At 65.3% G+C, this 17647-nt stretch carries 17 protein-coding genes and 1 rRNA gene; all 18 read right to left on the reverse strand.

All coding sequences use genetic code 11. The features are described 5' to 3' along the window. Positions 1–43 precede the first annotated feature (43 nt). The 18 genes from der to rrf all read right to left on the reverse strand — a co-directional run bounded on the left by der (position 44) and on the right by rrf (position 17591). Positions 44–1492 (reverse strand): ribosome biogenesis GTPase Der, encoded by a 1449-nt coding sequence (gene der, locus RFA01S_RS13185; protein ID WP_027497207.1) that lies wholly within the window; start codon positions 1490–1492, stop codon positions 44–46. Further along, positions 1489–2172 carry a (d)CMP kinase gene (gene cmk / locus RFA01S_RS13190; RefSeq protein ID WP_032385014.1) on the reverse strand — a complete coding sequence of 228 codons (684 nt, stop codon included), beginning with the start codon at positions 2170–2172 and terminating at the stop codon, positions 1489–1491. The genes der and cmk overlap by 4 nt, the downstream gene beginning before the upstream one ends. Then, complete coding sequence (locus RFA01S_RS13195) at positions 2172–3353, reverse strand: pseudouridine synthase (protein WP_072692094.1); 1182 nt, start codon at positions 3351–3353, stop codon at positions 2172–2174. The genes cmk and RFA01S_RS13195 overlap by 1 nt, the downstream gene beginning before the upstream one ends. 12 nt (positions 3354–3365) lie before the next feature. Continuing rightward, positions 3366–4049 carry an SMC-Scp complex subunit ScpB gene (gene scpB, locus RFA01S_RS13200; protein ID WP_032408221.1) on the reverse strand — a complete coding sequence of 228 codons (684 nt, stop codon included), beginning with the start codon at positions 4047–4049 and terminating at the stop codon, positions 3366–3368. Then, the gene (locus RFA01S_RS13205; protein WP_169879445.1) at positions 4046–4876 is read right to left on the reverse strand and encodes a segregation and condensation protein A; all 831 of its coding nucleotides are present in this window, start codon (positions 4874–4876) and stop codon (positions 4046–4048) included. Before RFA01S_RS13205 ends, scpB begins: the two co-directional genes overlap by 4 nt. 2 nt (positions 4877–4878) lie before the next feature. Then, entirely contained in the window at positions 4879–5898 is a 1020-nt protein-coding gene (locus RFA01S_RS13210; RefSeq protein WP_027497212.1) for a ParA family protein, read from the reverse strand. 110 nt (positions 5899–6008) lie between these two features. Next, positions 6009–6923, reverse strand: coding sequence for a site-specific tyrosine recombinase XerD (gene xerD / locus RFA01S_RS13215; RefSeq protein ID WP_032408220.1), 915 nt, complete (start codon positions 6921–6923; stop codon positions 6009–6011). Positions 6924–6928: 5 nt separating this feature from the next. Next, positions 6929–7564: an NUDIX domain-containing protein gene (locus tag RFA01S_RS13220; RefSeq protein WP_032366114.1), complete on the reverse strand. Its 636-nt coding sequence runs from the start codon at positions 7562–7564 to the stop codon at positions 6929–6931. Beyond that, complete coding sequence (gene pyrG, locus RFA01S_RS13225; RefSeq protein WP_032408219.1) at positions 7561–9294, reverse strand: CTP synthase; 1734 nt, start codon at positions 9292–9294, stop codon at positions 7561–7563. The genes RFA01S_RS13220 and pyrG overlap by 4 nt, the downstream gene beginning before the upstream one ends. 155 nt (positions 9295–9449) lie before the next feature. Beyond that, a complete protein-coding gene (locus tag RFA01S_RS13230; protein WP_032370606.1) occupies positions 9450–10397 on the reverse strand; it encodes a copper transporter in 948 nt (315 codons plus the stop codon). After that, the gene (gene steA, locus RFA01S_RS13235; protein ID WP_032408464.1) at positions 10394–11578 is read right to left on the reverse strand and encodes a putative cytokinetic ring protein SteA; all 1185 of its coding nucleotides are present in this window, start codon (positions 11576–11578) and stop codon (positions 10394–10396) included. Before steA ends, RFA01S_RS13230 begins: the two co-directional genes overlap by 4 nt. Before the next feature lie 84 nt (positions 11579–11662). Continuing rightward, positions 11663–13432, reverse strand: a complete 1770-nt coding sequence (gene recN, locus RFA01S_RS13240) for a DNA repair protein RecN (protein ID WP_032366202.1) — start codon at positions 13430–13432, stop codon at positions 11663–11665. A 2-nt stretch (positions 13433–13434) separates the two neighbouring features. Next, positions 13435–14400, reverse strand: a complete 966-nt coding sequence (locus RFA01S_RS13245) for an NAD kinase (RefSeq protein WP_027497219.1) — start codon at positions 14398–14400, stop codon at positions 13435–13437. Further along, positions 14397–15224: a TlyA family RNA methyltransferase gene (locus RFA01S_RS13250; RefSeq protein ID WP_032408218.1), complete on the reverse strand. Its 828-nt coding sequence runs from the start codon at positions 15222–15224 to the stop codon at positions 14397–14399. Before RFA01S_RS13250 ends, RFA01S_RS13245 begins: the two co-directional genes overlap by 4 nt. Position 15225: 1 nt before the next feature. After that, positions 15226–15468 carry a hypothetical protein gene (locus RFA01S_RS13255; protein WP_032408217.1) on the reverse strand — a complete coding sequence of 81 codons (243 nt, stop codon included), beginning with the start codon at positions 15466–15468 and terminating at the stop codon, positions 15226–15228. 64 nt (positions 15469–15532) lie between these two features. Continuing rightward, complete coding sequence (locus RFA01S_RS13260) at positions 15533–16522, reverse strand: HAD-IIA family hydrolase (protein ID WP_032408216.1); 990 nt, start codon at positions 16520–16522, stop codon at positions 15533–15535. After that, the gene (locus tag RFA01S_RS13265; protein WP_072692095.1) at positions 16519–17400 is read right to left on the reverse strand and encodes a tetratricopeptide repeat protein; all 882 of its coding nucleotides are present in this window, start codon (positions 17398–17400) and stop codon (positions 16519–16521) included. The genes RFA01S_RS13260 and RFA01S_RS13265 overlap by 4 nt, the downstream gene beginning before the upstream one ends. Positions 17401–17474: 74 nt before the next feature. Beyond that, positions 17475–17591: ribosomal RNA gene (rrf, locus tag RFA01S_RS13270) — 5S ribosomal RNA — on the reverse strand. Positions 17592–17647 lie beyond the last annotated feature (56 nt).

Genomic DNA, 17647 nt, shown 5'->3' on the forward strand with positions numbered 1-17647 from the left:
CCCTGAGAGGAAATCGCCTGCTCAGGGGCGGGGTCGGACTAGGTCAGCGGTTGTTGCCCTTGCCCGGCCGTTCCCGCTTCTCGCGGATACGTACCGAGACGCGAACGGGGCTGCCGTCGAAGTTGAACTCTTCACGCAGACGCCGCTCGATGAATCGGCGGTAGCCGGCCTCGAGGAAGCCGGTGGTGAACAGCACGAACGTCGGCGGGCGTGTGCTGGCCTGCGTCGCGAACATGATGCGAGGCAGGCGTCCGCCACGCATCGGCGGCGGGGTGGCTGCCACGACCTCTTTGAGCCACGTGTTGAGGCGTCCGGTGGGGACACGCTTGTCCCACGACTCGAGAGCCGTCTCCAGAGCGGGCACGAGCTTCTGCACGGCACGGCCGGTGTGCGCCGAGATGTTCACGCGTTGCGCCCACGGCACCCGAGCCAGATCGCGGTCGATCTCCTTCTCGAGCTGCTGACGACGATCGTCGTCCACCAGATCCCACTTGTTGAACGCCAACACCAGCGCGCGGCCGGCATCGGAGACCATGCTCAGCACACGCAGATCCTGCTCCGAAATCACCTGTGAGGCATCGAGAAGCAGAATCGCGACCTCAGCGGCCTCGATCGCGGACTTCGTCCGCAGCGACGCATAGAACTCGGCACCGCTGGCATGGCTGACACGCTTGCGTAGTCCCGCGGTATCGACGAATCGCCATGTCTTGCCGCCCAATTCGACCAACGAGTCGACGGGATCGACGGTGGTTCCGGCAACATCGTGCACCACCGAGCGCTCGTCACCCGAGAGCTTGTTGATCAGCGAGGACTTGCCCACGTTCGGCTTACCGACCAGAGCGACACGCCTCGGTCCCCCACCGGGGATCCCTTCGCGCGGGGTCTCGGGCAACGCCTCGAGCACACGGTCGAGCAGATCACCGGTACCACGGCCGTGGGTGGCCGACACCGATAGCGGCTCCCCCAGACCCAGAGACCACAGTGCGGCGACCTCGGACTCGGTGCGACCGTCGTCGACCTTGTTGGCCACCAACAGAACCGGAGTCTTCGACCGACGCAGCACTCGTGCCACTGCCTCGTCCGTCGTCGTCGAACCAACGCGGGCATCGACGACCAACAGGATCGCGTCGGCGGTGTTCATCGCCAACTCGGCCTGGCGCGCAACGGACTGTTGCAGCCCCTTGGCGTCGGGCTCCCAACCGCCGGTGTCCTGCACCAGGAAGCGTCGACCACTCCAGTTCGCCTCGTACGACACGCGGTCGCGAGTGACGCCCGGGACGTCCTCGACCACTGCTTCGCGGCGGCCGATGATGCGGTTGACGAGCGTCGACTTGCCGACGTTCGGTCGGCCCACCACGGCGAGAGTCGGTACGGCAACGGCATCTTCACCGTCCTCACCCTCGTTGAGGTCGACGTACTCCCACTCGCCCTCGTCGCTCCACGTTCCGTCGCCCGCGGTTTCCGCTGCGCCGGAGAAGAATTCTTCACTCACTGCACTGCTCCACTTCTGTCGTTCACCACGAGCAGCAAACGCTCGATCACGCCGTCGAGATCCAGCTCGCTGGTATCGACGATCACCGAATCCTCAGCGGGACGAAGCGGTGACACTGCCCTCGTCGAATCTGCATGATCGCGGCGCTGCACATCCGCGAGCACGGATTCGTAGTCGTCGCTGCGACCCTGTTCGATGTTCTGTTTGTTCCGCCGTTCCGCACGCGCCTCCGGTGAGGCCGTCAGGAACACCTTCACGTCGGCGTCGGGAAGCACGACGGTGCCGATGTCGCGACCCTCAACCACAATTCGCGTCGACGAGCTCGCGAGGTCGCGCTGCATCTGCACCAGCAGCTCGCGAACCGCAGGCACCGCGGACACGGCCGAGACGGCCTTGGTGACTGCATCGCCGCGGATTTCACCGCTGACGTCCTCGCCGTCGAGCAAGACGGTCTCGGACAGAGGATCTTTTCCGATCTCGAGGGGAAGCGCAGCAACAGCTTTCGCGACTGCGTCTGCATCGGTCGGCTCGACGCCCGAACGCAGCACCCATACCGTTGCGACGCGGTACATCGCACCGGTGTCGAGGTAGCTTGCTTCGAGTGCCGATGCGAGCCGGCGCGATACCGACGACTTACCGGTGCCCGACGGCCCGTCCATCGCCACGACGAGCGCACTCATCACAGGCCTACGGATTCGTAGAGCTTGCCGATCTCGCCGCGGCCGAGAACACGCAGTGTTCCGGGACGCTGATCGCCGAGCACGATGTTGCCGACGTCGGTACGCACGAGGCGTCCCACCGGGAATCCGACCTTGTCGAACAACCGACGCACGATGTGCTTGCGGCCCTCGTGCAGCGTCACCTTGACGAGCGACTTGCCGTCCGAGATATCGAGCAGCTGGAAGCCGTCGACCTTCACCGGGCCGTCGTCTAGGGTGACGCCTTCGCGCAGCTGCTTGCCGAGCGTGCGGGGAATGGTGCCGAACAGCGTCGCGAGATAGGTCTTGGACACCTCGTACGACGGGTGCATCAGCCGGTGAGCAAGGTCACCGTCGTTGGTGAACAACAACAGTCCCTCGGTGTCGGCATCGAGCCGACCGACGTGGAACAGACGCTGACCGGCCTGCACGCGCTCGGCGACGATGTCGCCGACGCACGGACGACCCAGATCGTCCGACATGGTGCACTGCCATCCGCGCGGCTTGTTCATCGCGAGATGAACCAGTTCTTCCTTCACGACGACACGAGTGCCGTCGACGCGAACGACGGCGATGTTCGGATCGATGCGGATGCCCTGCTCGGTGACGATGCGTCCGTCCACCTCGACGCGACCGTCGGCGATCAGCTCTTCCGCGGCCCGACGCGACGCGACACCGGCCTGCGCGAGCACCTTCTGCAACCGAACACCCTCACCGGCAGGCACGTGCTTGCGCGGGGACGAATCGGTGTACTGATGCTTCGCCGGCTTGGCGTTGCTGATGGTGGTCGCCGGAGTCTGCTTCTTCTGCGGCTTCGGCGGCTTGGGGCGCGACGGCTTCTTGCGGGGCACCGCGTCGTTGCTGCGATCGTTGATGCCCGTCTCGACGGGCTTGTTCTCGAACGATTCCCCCTGCTCGACGCCTCTGCGCGGGGCCGGTCGGCCACCGGTGCGGGGAGCGCCTGCGCGTGGTCCCCCGGTGCGGGGGGCGCCGGTTCGGGGTGCACCAGCGCGGGGAGCGCCGTCCCGGGGTGCGGCGTCGCGGGTGCGATCTCCGCGGCGTGCGTCACGCGGGGTGTCCGACCGACCTGCGGTGGGCTTCCTGCGTGGGTCTTGTCTCTTGTTACGGTCCGGTGTGCCATCACGGCGAGCGGGCTTGTTCACTTGTCTTACCTATCAGTCGTCCGAGTCGAGCTCGGCTGCCGGATCGGGTTTCGATCCGCGGTTCTTGGTGGAGCGGGTCGTTCTGGGGTCGGTGTCCATGCTGTCACTGATCTCGTCGATCAGGTCCACTCCCGGCAACAGCGGTGCCAGTTCGGGTAGATCACCGAGCGATGCGAGCCCGAGCCGTTCGAGGAACAGCTCGGTGGTGCAGTACATCGTGCCGTTGGTCTCCGGGTCCGTTCCTGCTTCGGAGATCAGTCCACGGGCGAGCAACGTACGCATCACTCCATCGACATTGACTCCACGTACGGCGCTGACTCGTGCGCGGGTCAACGGTTGACGATAGGCGATCACGGCCAGGGTTTCCAATGCTGCACGTGTGAGCTTGGACCGAGCGCCGTCGAGCAGTAGCCGTTCGACGTACGGCGCATAGGCGGTTCGGGTGTAGAAACGCCACCCGTCGCCGGCGTAGCGGAGGTCGATTCCGCTGCGACGTTCGGTTAGTTCCGCGGCCATCCGGTTCAGGGCGGCGCGTACGCGGTCCACCGACGAGCCCACAGCCGATGCCAGTTGTTCGTCGGAGGCGGGAGTATCGACGATGAGCAGAACCGCCTCGAGTGCCGCCGCGAGCGTGACGTCGTCGAGTTCGCCCGACTCGTCGAGATCCTCGAGCTCGAGTTCCGGGTCGGCATTCATGCGTAGTCCTCTTCCCTGACCACGATGGGTCCTTCGTCCTTGCCGGTCCAGCTCACTCGAAGATCGCCGAGTGGTTCGGGTTGTTCGAAGGCGATCACCTGTTGCCGGAACAGTTCCAGCAACGCGAGGAAGCGCGCGATTATTTCGACCTGCACCTCGCAGTCCTGCACTAGCTCCGAGAACGATGCCCACTCGTTGAGTCCCCGGCCCTGCAGGTTCTCCAGCAACCACTCTGCCTGCTCGGGGATCGAGACCGCATGCTGATGAATGTGGTCGAGGCCCACTTGCGGGATCGGCTTGGGCCGAAACGCTGCGGCTGCGATGTCTGCAAACCTGGCCGGGTCGACCCCCAGCAACACCTCGGGAATCAGATCGGCGAATCGATCTTCCACCGACACCGAACGCGGATAACGCCGCAGCGCAGCGGCTTCCAGCTCACCGAACAGCAGGGCCACCTGCTTGTAGGCGCGGTACTGCAGCAACCGGGCGAACAGGAGATCGCGCACCTCGAGCAACGCGAGATCCTCGGCGTCCTCCACATCACCCGACGGCAGCAGACGAGCCGCCTTCAGATCGAGCAACGTCGCCGCGACGACGAGGAACTCCGTTGTCTGATCGAGTCCGACATCGGCACCGAGCGATTTGGTGAACGAGATGAAATCGTCGGTGACGGTGTGCAGCGCCACCTCGGTGACATCCATGCGGTGCTGACTGATCAGCGACAGCAGCAGATCGAACGGGCCCTCGAAGTTGAGCAACCGAACCCGAAATTTCGACGGGTCCGCGTCGGCGGGAACCTCGATCGGGGCCCCGTCGGCAGCGTCGATCGTCACGGACCCGACCGGTAGATCACCTCGCGCGCAAGAGCGCGGTACGCCTGCGCGCCGCCGGATTTGGGAGCCCATGTAGTGATCGGCTCACCGGCAACGCTGGTCTCGGGGAACCGGACCGTGCGAGTGATCACGGTGTCGTAGACGACGTCGCCGAACACCTCGACCACCCGCGTCATCACCTCGCGCGAGTGCAGCGTCCGGGCGTCGAACATCGTGACCACGATGCCCGCCAGCTTCAGTCGCGGGTTCAGCCGATCGCGCACCTTCTCGACGGTGTCGTTGAGGAGAGCCAGGCCGCGAAGACTGAAGTACTCGCACTCCATCGGAATGAGGACCTCGTCGGCACAGGTCAGCGCATTGACCGTCAACAGGCCGAGCGAGGGCTGGCAGTCGATGAGCACGTAGTCGTAGCGGTCGAGAATGGGGTGCAGTACCCGTCCGAGCGTTTGCTCACGCCCCACCTCGGTGACCAGCTGGATCTCGGCGGCAGAAAGATCGATGTTGCTCGGCATCAGATCGAGATTGTCGACGCGAGTCCGCATGATGATGTCGTCGGCCGACACCTTCGCCTCCACGAGGAGGTTGTAGACCGTCAGATCGAGTTCGTGATGTGCGACGCCCAAGCCCGCGGACAGTGCGCCCTGCGGGTCGAGGTCGACGAGCAGCACGCGACGGCCGTAACCGGCCAGCGAGGCACCGAGATTGATGGTCGACGTCGTCTTGCCGACGCCGCCCTTCTGGTTGCACATCGCGATGATCTTGGCCGGGCCGTGACTGGCCAGCGGCTGCGGATCGGGAACCGGCCTCGTCTTGCGACCGGTGGGCCCGAGCTCGTTCGGAGCAGGAATGATGTCGCGTGTCTCCCGACTGGATTCCGGTTGACGTGTATGGAAAAGAGCGCCATCGCTGTGCGGATGAGACGGATGCGTTTCGCCGGTATCGGGGGTGACGGCGGGCTGCACGCCCCACGACGGTTCCGAGGCTGACTCCGCCGCTGGCGGCTGCGGTGTCGACACGTTCCAGCGCTCCCCTGTCCCGTTCGTCTTCGAGTAGTTCACGCAAACGCTACCGCTTGACGCGACGGCATTGTCATCGGACACGCTGACACACGATTGCCGACCGCGTGCTAGCGCGCTCGCGGGTGCGCACCCGCCCACACTTCACGCAACGTCGTGACGGTGACGAGGGTGTAGATCTGTGTCGTGGTCACCGACGCGTGGCCGAGCAATTCCTGCACGACACGGACGTCGGCACCGCCGTCGAGCAGGTGCGTCGCAAACGAGTGCCGGAGCACGTGCGGCGAGACCCCGGCCGTGATTCCGGCCCGCTGCGCGGCGTCCTGCAATACCTGCCAGGCGCTCTGCCGCGACAGTCGACCGCCCCGAACATTGAGAAACAGCGCCGGATTCGAGCGGGCGACGAGCCCCGGCCGCCCGCGCACGAGGTATGCGTCGACCGCCTCGATGGCCGGCCTCCCCACCGGGACGACTCGATGTTTCCCGCCCTTGCCACGCAGGAGCACCGAGCGAGCCTCGGTGTCGATGTCGTCCACATCCAGACCGACGGCCTCGGAGATGCGCGCACCGGTGGAGTACAGCAGTTCGAGCAGTGCGCGATCTCGCAGACCACGCGGTGCGTCGGGACCGGCAATGGACGCCGATTCGAGCAGCGCCACGACCTGGTCGACGGGCAGCGACTTCGGTAGTCGTTTGGCCGGCTGCGGCGGCTTCACCTCGCTCGCGACGTTGCGCTCCACCATGCCCTCGGCCAGGGCAAAGCGGTGCAGACCACGAACCGCGATCAGCGTTCGAGCCGCCGAACTGGCTGCGAGGGACGGGAATTCGTCGTCGCCGCGCCGGAGGTACAGCACGAACTCGGTGATGTCGTTCTCGGTCACCTTGGCCAGATCGGTGATTCCGTACCCGCTGAGGAACCGCTCGTACCGCACCAGATCGCGACGGTACGACGACACCGTGTTCGGTGCCGACCCGCGCTCGACCACCAGATGATCGAGATACGTCGCAATCTGATCGCCGATCACGGTGGCTACTTTCGTGAACTCTTCCGAGACTCGAATGCCGTGGGTCGATCCGCCCACGGGGCGTCGGCCGGACGCAACTCGGTGCCGGTGGCACGAGCTGCCGCCAACGCGAGCACTCCCGACACGGCCGAGGCGTTGACGATCTCCCCTGCCAACGCACGACGGACGGCCTCGTCCATCGGCACGAAGGACAGCTCGATGTCTGCCTCCTCGTCGTGTGCCTCCGGGCGATCGACCTCACTCAGATCCTCGGCGAGGAAAATGCGTACCGCTTCGTCGGTGAATCCGGGCGAGGCCAACACGTCCACCAACACCGACCACTTCCCGGCCGCGAGACCGGTCTCCTCGGCCAGTTCGCGCTGCGCCGCCAACACGGGCTCCTCCCCCGGCTCGTCGAGCAGGCCCGCGGGCAGCTCCCAGAGACGACGCCCGATGGGGTGCCGGTACTGCTCGATCATCGCCACGCGGTCCTGATCGTCGACGGCAAGAATGCCGACTGCGCCGTGATGCTCGATCACTTCTCGCTCGGCGCGACGCCCGTTCGGCATCGCCACCTGATCGAGCCGCAACGCGAGGATTGCGCCGGAGTACGGAACCTCCGAACCGAGCGTCGTGAATTCGTGTCTGGAGTTCTCGCTCATCCGACGGTCTCGGCCTCGGCGTCCGACTTCTCCGCCGCAGCGGTGTCACCGTGAATGTCGACCGGCAGCCGCTCGGCAGCCTTGTACTTCAGTGCCGCGTTGATCAGCGACGCGAACAGCGGATGCGGACGGGTCGGCCGGCTCTTGAGCTCCGGATGCGCCTGAGTAGCAACGAAGAACGGGTGCACCGATGCCGGCAACTCCACGAACTCGACCAGATGACCGTCCGGGGACGTGCCGCTGAAGACCAAGCCGCTCTTGGCAATTCGATCACGGTAGACATTGTTGACCTCGTAACGGTGACGGTGCCGCTCCGAGACGTTCTCGGTGCCGTACGACGCCGCGACGACCGAACCCTTCTGCAGCGTCGCGGGGTACGCACCGAGGCGCATGGTGCCTCCGAGGTCGGCATCGCCGGCGACAGCGTCCTCCTGGTCGGCCATCGTGGAGATCACCGGATCCTTGGTATCCGGATCGAACTCGGCCGAATTGGCATCGGTCAGGCCGACCGAACGAGCCGCCTCGATGACGACGCACTGCAAACCGAGGCACAACCCCAACAGTGGAATCTTGCGGGTACGAGCGAACTCGATGGCACCGAGCTTGCCCTCGATACCGCGGATGCCGAATCCGCCGGGAATGAGCACGGCATCGACATCGCCCAACGCAGCCTGAGCCCCCGCAGGCGTCGAGCACTCGTCGGACGGAACCCACTTGATCTCGACCTTGGCGCGATGAGCGAATCCACCGGCACGCAACGCCTCGGTGACCGAGAGGTAGGCGTCGGGCAGGTCCACGTACTTGCCGACGAGACCGACGCGCACGGTTTCGCGGGGCTGGTGGACGCGCTCGAGCAGTCCGCCCCAGATGGTCCAGTCCACGTCACGGAACGGCAGACCGAGCTGCCGGACGACGTAGGCGTCGAGGCCTTCTTTGTGCAGCACCTTGGGGATGTCGTAGATCGACGGGGCGTCGGGCGTGGAGATGCAGCCGTCGACGTCGACGTCGCACATCAGCGCAATCTTGTTCTTGAGCCCCGGCGGCACGTCGCGATCGCACCGCAGGATCAACGCGTCGGGCTGAATGCCGATGCTGCGCAGTGCTGCGATGGAGTGCTGGGTGGGCTTGGTCTTGAGTTCACCGGACGGTGCCAGGAACGGGACCAGCGACACATGCAGGAAGAACACGTTGTTGCGGCCGACGTCGTGACGGACCTGCCGCGCCGCTTCGAGGAACGGCTGCGATTCGATATCGCCGACGGTGCCGCCGATTTCGGTGATGACGACGTCCGGCTGATGGCCCTGGAGGTCGGGACCGTTCATGGCCAGGATGCGACGTTTGATCTCGTCGGTGATGTGCGGAATGACCTGAACGGTGTCGCCGAGGTATTCGCCGCGACGCTCCTTGGCGATGACCGTCGAATAGACCTGGCCGGTGGTCACATTGGCGAATCCGGACAGATCACGGTCGAGGAAGCGCTCGTAATGGCCGACGTCGAGGTCCGTCTCCGAGCCGTCCTCGGTGACGAAGACTTCACCGTGCTGGAACGGGTTCATCGTGCCGGGATCGACGTTGAGATACGGATCGAGCTTCTGCATGGTCACGCGCAAGCCGCGTGCGGTCAGTAGCTGGCCGAGGCTGGACGCCGTCAGACCTTTTCCGAGCGAAGACGCGACGCCTCCGCTGACGAAGATGTGCTTGGTGTCGGAACGCGACTGAAGGCGTGACAATGAGGCTCCCGTGACGAGTCTGCAGGGCGTGCTCCTATCAGGGGGCTGATAAGAGAGGTAAAGCGTGGAAATTGGGCCTGCTACCCACGGGACTTCACGGTAACACCAGTACGTACCTCACCGCCAACGACACGCGTATTCGACGCGAGCGCCGATCAACTCACCGGCGCTCCGACGGTGACGGCGTTCGCGTTCGCTCCGGTGCCGTAGCGGCCCGAAGCACCGTCCAGCTGCTCCGCCAGGGCGAGAACCGTGGTGATCCGGCCTGCTTCACGGTCGACGTTGTCCACCGTGCTGAGCGCCGACGACAACGCCGAGTCGGCACGCACCACTGCGATCGAGCCGTTGCCCTCTGCCGCACCGGAACGACCTGCCAGTACCGCACCTGCTCCGCGTGAATCGAGGGCTCCTGCGAAGCGAGCGACGATGGCACCTCGGTTGCCGTCCTCGACATCCGAGGCACCCGAACCGGTGACCACCACGGCCAGCTGCGCCGGTGCGACCGCCCCGTTGTCGTAAGCGATGAATCCGCCGCTGCGCAACGTCTCGAGGGCGAGAGACAGCTCCTCGGGGGTCGATTGCGGCTGCGCCGTCTGCGCATTGAGCAGCAACACCGAACCCAGCAGGTCGCCCGCCAGACTTCCTTGGTCGACCGCCCCGGTCCGCAACTGCACCCCGGCCGGAATGACATTGGTCAGTCGGGTGCGCAGATCGTCGCCGTTCGCCGCGGACACGAACGAATCCGTGAGCGATACCCGACCCGTGACCGTGGCCCCGGACGCTCCGATCGACCGCGTGACGCCGTCGACATCGCCGGGATCTGCGTCGGGTGTGGTGATGACCACGACACTGCGATCGACGAGGGTGTCCCGAAGTACTCGACCCGAGACCGCCGCATCGAAACCGTCGGCCGAGTTCAGCTGCTCGCCGAGCTGATTGTTGGTCGACTGCAGATCGTCGACCTGATTCTCGAGACCCGTCTTGTCGTCTCGCAGACCCGAGACCAGTCCGCTGGACAGCAGACCCGAGCCGAGGACGATGCCGATGGCCAACGCAACGAACACGGCAGCCAGCGAAATGGCATGTTGGCGAAGCGAAATCACGAAAGCAACCCCTGGAACCACAGTGCGAATCGGTTCCACAGATCGATCGCCCAATCCAAGGATTCGCCGCCGATGTTGGAGACGGCCATCGCCACGATCACCGCAACGAGCGCAGCGAGAATGAGCAGGGCAATTGCACCGCCCGACACGCGGCTTCGGTACAGCGTGGCCACCGCCTTGGCGTCGACCAGCTTGGCACCGACCTTCAGACGCGTCATGAACGCGGCCGGGTTGGTGTTGCGTCGTCCGCGATCGAAGAATTCGTCCAGGCTGGCCGGGCTACCGACCGACACGATCAGCGACGCACCGTGGTGGTCGGCCAACAGCAGTGCGAGGTCCGCAGCAGCACCGGTCGCCGGGAAGGTCATGGCACCGATGCCGAGATCCTGGATGCGTTCGAGACCTTGCGCGTGTCCGTCCGAATCGGCCGGAAGTACCACTTCTGCACCACATTTGAGTGTCTGCGCCGTGACGTCCTCAGGATCGCCGACGATCAGATCCGGGCGGTGTCCCGCTTTCATCGCTGTGTCCGCGCCCGCACCGACGCCGATGATGACGGGCGAGTACTCCTTGATGAACGGCTTCAGATTCTTCAGGTCCTCCGCGTGCCCCGGCCCGTCGGCAACGATCACGACGTGACGACCCTTGAGGTCGATGTCGATGTCCGGAACCCCGACGCCGTCGATCAGCAACGGACTCTCGGTCCGAATGAACTCGATCGTGTTGCCCGAGAACGCTTCCAGATGGTCGACCAGCCCGGTCTTGGCCTCGATCATCTTGTCCGAGATCTCGGCTTCGCTCTGCTCCTCACCCTTGGCGAGGCGGCGATCGCCGGTGTAGACGCCACCGTCGTTGAGCCGGATCTTGGTGCCGTCCTTGATCTTCTTGAAGATCTCGGTGCCGGCCGAGTCGATCAAGGTGATCCCGTTGGCGACGATGACCTCGGGGCCGAGGTTGGGATAGCGGCCGGAGATCGACGGCGACGCGTTGACGACCGCGAGCACCCCGGCCTCGACGAGCGCATCTGCGGTCAACCGGTCCAGATCGAGCTCGTCCAGAACGACGATGTCGCCGGGGCCGACCCGCTTGAGCAGCTTGGCCGTGTTGCGATCGACTCGCGCGATCCCGGTGATTCCGGGCAGCGAATCCTGACTACGTGACAGCAGTGCCGGCATCTTCATGCCCACCATGATGACCCGATCGACACGCCCGGCCATGGAGGCGCGCCGAAACAACTACCACACTGATCACATCAGCACCAAAAGTTACAGGGCAGCTCGATCCGCGTTTGCGGTGGCCAACAGCTCCTCGGCGTGTGCGCGACCGGTCTCGGTGTCGTCGAGCCCAGCGAGCATCCGGGCGAGTTCGACGACGCGTTCCGAGGACGACAGCGTCCGGACTCCGCTGTTCGCCGCCCCCTTCTTGGCGTCGGTCTTGTCCACCACCAGATGCGTGTCCGCAAACGCAGCCACCTGCGGCAGGTGGGTGACGACGATGACCTGATGAGTACGAGCCAGCCGACCGAGCCGACGACCGACCTCGACCGCCGCCCGACCACCGACTCCGGCGTCGACCTCGTCGAACACCATTGTCGCTCCCTTGTCCGAGCCCGCCAGCACCACCTCGAGCGCTAACATGACCCGCGACAGCTCACCGCCCGAGGCGCTCTTGCTGATCGGCAACGCCTGGGCTCCGTCGTGCGCGGACAACCGGAACTCGACCTCGTCGACCCCGGTACTACCCGCATGCAACTCGGTACCGTCGACGACGATCGGTGCCGTGTCCGACGGTCCGGCCGGCAGCGATCGAACATCTATCTGCAGCTTGGCCTTTCCCATCGCCAGTCCGGCGAGCTCGACGCTGACGGCTTTGGACAGCTTCGTCGCCGCTTTCGACCGGGCAGCGCTCAGCTTGGACGCGGCCGCCGCGACATCGACCGCAGCCGACTCGACACGCGCACTCAGCTCCGCGAGCGCGTCGGCAGAGGTATCGATCCGAGACAAACGTTCGCGAGCGTCCTCGGCCCACGCGATGACACCGTCGACGTCAGCGGCGTACTTGCGCGTCAGAGACTTCAGCTCGGCCTGCCGGTTCAGGATCGTGTCGAGAGCTCCTGGATCCGACGGGAGATCCGACAGATACGTGGTCAGGTCTGCACCGATGTCGCCGACGACGGCCATCGCGTCGTTCAACCGGGGCAGCAGTTCTGTGAGAGCAGCATCGTCGGCGTGTTCGAGACGCGATCGTGCCTCGCCCAACAGATACAGCGCAGACGTGGTATCCGACGCCTCCTCGGTACTCCCGACGAGAGCCGCGGCGGCACCCTCGGCGGTTTCCCGCAGCGAATCGAGGTCGCCGAGCCTGCGCACATCCTCGGCCACGGAGCGATCCTCACCCGGCTCCGGTGCCAGGGAGTCGATCTCCTGCAGGCCGAACTGCAGCCGGTCCGCTTCCTGAGCCAATTCACGGCTGCGTTCGGTGCGGTCGATCAATTCGTTGCGTGCGTCGAGCCACGTCTTACGGGCGGCGCGATACTTCGCCACCAGAGAGGCAACCGAATCACCGGCGAATCGGTCGAGTGCACCGAGTTGCTGATCGGGGCGCAGCAGCCGCAACTGATCGTTCTGGCCGTGCACTGTCAGCAGCGAATCGGTGAAGTTCGACAGCACCGATGCGGGGACGCTTCGTCCACCCAGATGTGCACGTGAGCGGCCGTCCGAATTGACCGTTCGCACGGCAATGATCGAATTGTCTTCGTCGCGTTGACCTCCCGAGGATTCGAGCACCTTCTCGACGTCCTCGATCACCTGTTCCGAGGCGGTGTCGGTGCTGAATCGACCCTCGACCACGGCCCTTTGGGCACCGAGCCGCACCCGACCTGCATCGGCGCGCGCACCCGACAGCAGATGCAAGCTGGTGACCACCATCGTCTTGCCCGCACCGGTCTCGCCGGTGAGAACCGTCAACCCCTCGTGAAATTGTGCACTCGCACCGGAGATGACTCCGAGGCTGTCGATCCGAATCTCTTCGAGCATCCCTACCTCGCTCTCCCCCGCCACCCGGTCACGGGCAGTTCGAATTTCTTGACCATGCGATCGGCGAACGGTGCCGAATCCAGGCGAACCCACTTGATGGGCGATGCTCCCCGCACGACCTCGACGCGTGCTCCCGCCGGCAACCCCAATGTGCGGCGGCCGTCGCAGAACACGAAACCATCGTGCCCGCCGGCATCGATTTCGACGGCGATGATCGACTCGGGGCTGGTGACGAGCGGACGCGCGAAGAGGGCATGGGCGTTGCTCGGAATGACCAGTATGGCTTCGAGTTCCGGCCACACCACCGGCCCGCCTGCAGAGAACGCATACGCCGTCGACCCCGTGGGTGTCGACACGAGCACTCCGTCACAGCCGAACGCAGAGACCGGACGGCCATCCACTTCGAGAACGACCTCGAGGACCCCGAGCCTGGAACCGTTCTCGATGCTTGCCTCGTTCAGGGCCCACCCACGCTCGACGACCTGGTCGCCTACACGGATGGCAATGTCCAACGTCATCCGCTGTTCGATGCGATAGTCGCCGGCCATGACCCGCGCCAGCGCGTCCTCGAGATGGTCGGCCTCCGCCTCGGCGAGAAACCCCACGTGGCCGAGGTTGATACCGAGAACCGGGATGTCGGCTGCCTGTGCGAGTTCGGCCGCGCGCAGGAACGTTCCGTCACCGCCGAGAACCAGAACCATCTCGCACCCGGCGGCCGCATCGGGACCGAACTCGACGACGTTGAGCCTCATGTCCGCCACGAACACATGGTCGTGTTCCTCGGTGTCCGATGCCTCGATCTTGGACGGCTCCACTTCGTCGACGAGAACCCGCAGGCAGATGCCTGCTTCGTCGAACACTTTGCCCACTCGGCGCGCGGTCTCGGCGATGTCCGGCCGGCCGGGGTGTGCGACGAGAAGAATCTCCCGAACGGACTCCTGTGTCGGTGCTGCATGGGACGGAGTCACTGTGGTCCTTCCTCGATCGCGTGACGGACCAACTCGGCGACGTCCACGTCGGTACGCGGCGAACCGTCACCTGCGCCCGCCTTCAACCACAAAAAGTACTCGACGTTGCCCGAAGGTCCCGGCAGTGGGCTTGCGGCGACCGCCTCGACTCGCAGGTTCGACGCAAGCGCGGCATTCGCGACGTCCTCGACGGCCTCCGCCCGCAGCGCCGGGTCTCGCACGACGCCGCCGGAACCGACGCGGTCCTTGCCGACCTCGAATTGAGGCTTGACCATCAACACCATGTCCGTACCCGACGTGGAGCACGCGACGAAAGCGGGAAGAACGAGCTTCAGAGAGATGAACGACAGGTCTGCCACGATGACGTCGACCGGGCCCCCGATCGTGTCGGCATCTATCGAGCGCACATTGGTGCGATCGATGACGTGCACGCGTTCGTCGGATTGCAGTCGCCACACGAGCTGGCCGTAACCCACGTCGACCGCAACGACCTCATGCACACCGCGACTGAGCAGAACGTCGGTGAAACCTCCCGTGGAGGCACCGGCGTCGAGACACCGCGCGTTCTCGACGGTCAGACCCAGTGGCTCGAACGCGTCGAGGGCACCGAGCAGTTTGTGCGCGCCGCGAGACGCCCAGCTGATTTCGTTGTCTTCCTCGGCCACCAACAGCGGAGTGCCCGGCTCGACGGCGGTAGCGGGCTTCGAAGCCACGGTTCCGGCAATCTTGACCCGGCCTGCCTCGATGAGTTCGGAGGCGTGTTCACGAGATCTGGCCAATCCACGACGGACCAGTTCTGCGTCGACACGTGCGCGACGGGCCACGTCAGGTCTTGTCGACGGTGGTCAAGGCCCGAACCAGCACTTCATGGGCCCGGTCCAGCACACTCGCATCACGCGCCAGGGCGTCCGAATCGACGGCCTCCGAGTCGAGGTCTGCCTCCGACCCGATGGTGAGCTGCGCGAGCAGCGACGACACCTCGGCCCTGATGCTGTCCGGGTCTGCGGACGACTGTTCGCCGACCGCATTCGGCCGGTGTTGTCCTGGGAGTGGAATCGACGCGCTCATCACCTCTCACGCTATCGGATGGGTCCGACGAACGCCCGCTCGCGGCCGACTGCACGAACCCGTGTCAGCAACCCAACAACGAGCGCAGATCGGCGAGTCCATCCCCGTCGAAGCGAACATCCGAGAATTCCGAACCCGACCACGCAACATCGAGGACGGCGAGCAGACCCTCGAAGGCATCCATCTCGGCAGCACCCTCGAACCGCACGGACAGGACCTCGTCGTCGATGCCGACCGTCCAGCCATCCTTACCGGCTACCTCGGACGCCGACTCGTCCTTGTTCAGAACCCCGAGATCACTACCGATGTGCGTGGGACGCAGGTGCTTCGGAGCACGAAGCAACTCTGCAGCGGTACTGACACCCGTCAGGACCAACAGCGACGGGAGGGCAGCTTCGTTCGCGCCTGCTATATCGGTATCGAGCCGGTCTCCGACCACGAGCGCCGACTTGGCACCACTTCGCTCGACGGCGTCACGCATGATGGGAGCCGCGGGCTTGCCTGCAACGATGGGCTCGACGTCGGTGGCATTGCGCACTGCTGCCACCATCGAACCGTTGCCGAGAACGAGGCCGCGCTCGGTCGGAAGAGTCGCATCGACGTTGGTCGCGACCCACAGCGCGCCCGCACGCACCGCCAGCACCGCCTCGGCCAACATGGGCCACCCTGTATCGACCGAATGTCCCTGAACCACCGCAACCGGCTGCTCGTCGGCAGAGCGCACCGGCGTCAATCCGACCTTCTCGATCTCGGTCGCCAAGGCGTCGGTACCGACGACGAGGACGCGTGAACCGGGATCGAGTCTGTCCGCGAGTACTCGGGCTGCTGCTTCGGAACTGGTGACGACAAATTCCGCTGTGGTGTCGAAACCGAGTTCACGGAGGTGTTCGGCGACATCGCTCGGTGCGCGACTGGCATTGTTGGTGACGAAGTACTGCTTCTCGGAACCACCCGAAAGCACCTCCACTGCACCCGGAATGGGTTCCTTGCCGGCGTAGACGGTGCCGTCGAGGTCGAGCAGCAGAACGTCGTGGGCGTCGCGCAGTAATGTCACCGACTGCCCCCGGACAACTCCTCGACCCGCTCTTCTGCGTCGGTTTCTCCATCGACATCCGCCGCGGCAGCGTTGAGGAACCACTTCACACCTTCGTCGACGCGACCGGCAGCAACGAGCGCATCGGCGTAGACGTAGAACAGACGAGCCGCAGCCGTACCCGACCGGGACGCGTCGAGATCGGGAGTCTGGAGGGTGACGACGGCCTGGTCGTACTGATTGAGATCCATACGAGCGCCGGCGACGACGATCCGAAGTTCCGACGCCTCTTCACCGGTCAGTTCCCGCGCTTCGTCGCTGCGACCGAGTTCGATGGCCCGCTCGGGGCGCCCGAGTCCGCGTTCGCAGTCGGCCATGACCGCGATGAGGCCGGGGCCGCCGGCCATTCGACGTGCCGCCCGCAGTTCCGACAGAGCCTCCGCCCATTCACCCGCGTGATACGCCGCGATACCGGCTGTCTCGCGTACGACGGCAATGCGGCCGGCCCGCTGACGAGCAGCGCGCGCGTGCAGCAGCGCCAACTGCGGGTCGTCGTCGAGCAGGCGGCTGGTCATCACGAGGTGACGGGCCACAGCAGTGGCATTGTTCTTGTCCAAGCTCAGCAGATCCCGGCGCACTGCCGGCTCGAGCTGGCCGGCTTCGACCTCGTCGGGCAGATCCGGCTCGTCTGGCCGCGGGGCTCGACGGTCGGACGATGCACTGTTCCCGCGGCGATCGCCGGAGAACCCACCTTCCCCACCACGCCTGCGGGGAGGACCGTCCGAACGACGCGGGTCGGCGCGACGGTCCTGAGCGCGGGGGTTGCGATCTCGGGACTCGTTGGGGCGATTGCCACCGTCTGCTCGGGAGGGGCGACGATCGTTGTTGTCTTCCGACACGGGCGTCCTTTCGGATTTTCGGGTACAAACGCAAAAAGGGGACCCACCAAGTGGGTCCCCTTCTTACAACGGGTGTTCGGCGGTGTCCTACTCTCCCACACCCTGTCGAGTGCAGTACCATCGGCGCTGGAGGGCTTAGCTTCCGGGTTCGGAATGGGACCGGGCGTTTCCCCTCCGCTATGGCCGCCGTAACTCTGCGAAACAGTGTCACGAGCGGTCTCAGTCGGAGAACACATCCCCCCACATG

The organism is Rhodococcoides fascians NBRC 12155 = LMG 3623, assembly GCF_001894785.1.
GTDB lineage: Bacteria > Actinomycetota > Actinomycetes > Mycobacteriales > Mycobacteriaceae > Rhodococcoides > Rhodococcoides fascians.

What these genes read in the sequence shown, in the direction of transcription:
- RFA01S_RS13220 (WP_032366114.1), bottom strand. Translation starts at nt 7,564, where the DNA reads ATGAGCGAGAACTCCAGACACGAATTCACGACGCTCGGTTCGGAGGTT.
- scpB (WP_032408221.1), bottom strand. Translation starts at nt 4,049, where the DNA reads ATGAATGCCGACCCGGAACTCGAGCTCGAGGATCTCGACGAGTCGGGC.
- cmk (WP_032385014.1), bottom strand. Translation starts at nt 2,172, where the DNA reads ATGAGTGCGCTCGTCGTGGCGATGGACGGGCCGTCGGGCACCGGTAAG.
- RFA01S_RS13255 (WP_032408217.1), bottom strand. Translation starts at nt 15,468, where the DNA reads ATGAGCGCGTCGATTCCACTCCCAGGACAACACCGGCCGAATGCGGTC.
- recN (WP_032366202.1), bottom strand. Translation starts at nt 13,432, where the DNA reads ATGCTCGAAGAGATTCGGATCGACAGCCTCGGAGTCATCTCCGGTGCG.
- steA (WP_032408464.1), bottom strand. Translation starts at nt 11,578, where the DNA reads ATGAAGATGCCGGCACTGCTGTCACGTAGTCAGGATTCGCTGCCCGGA.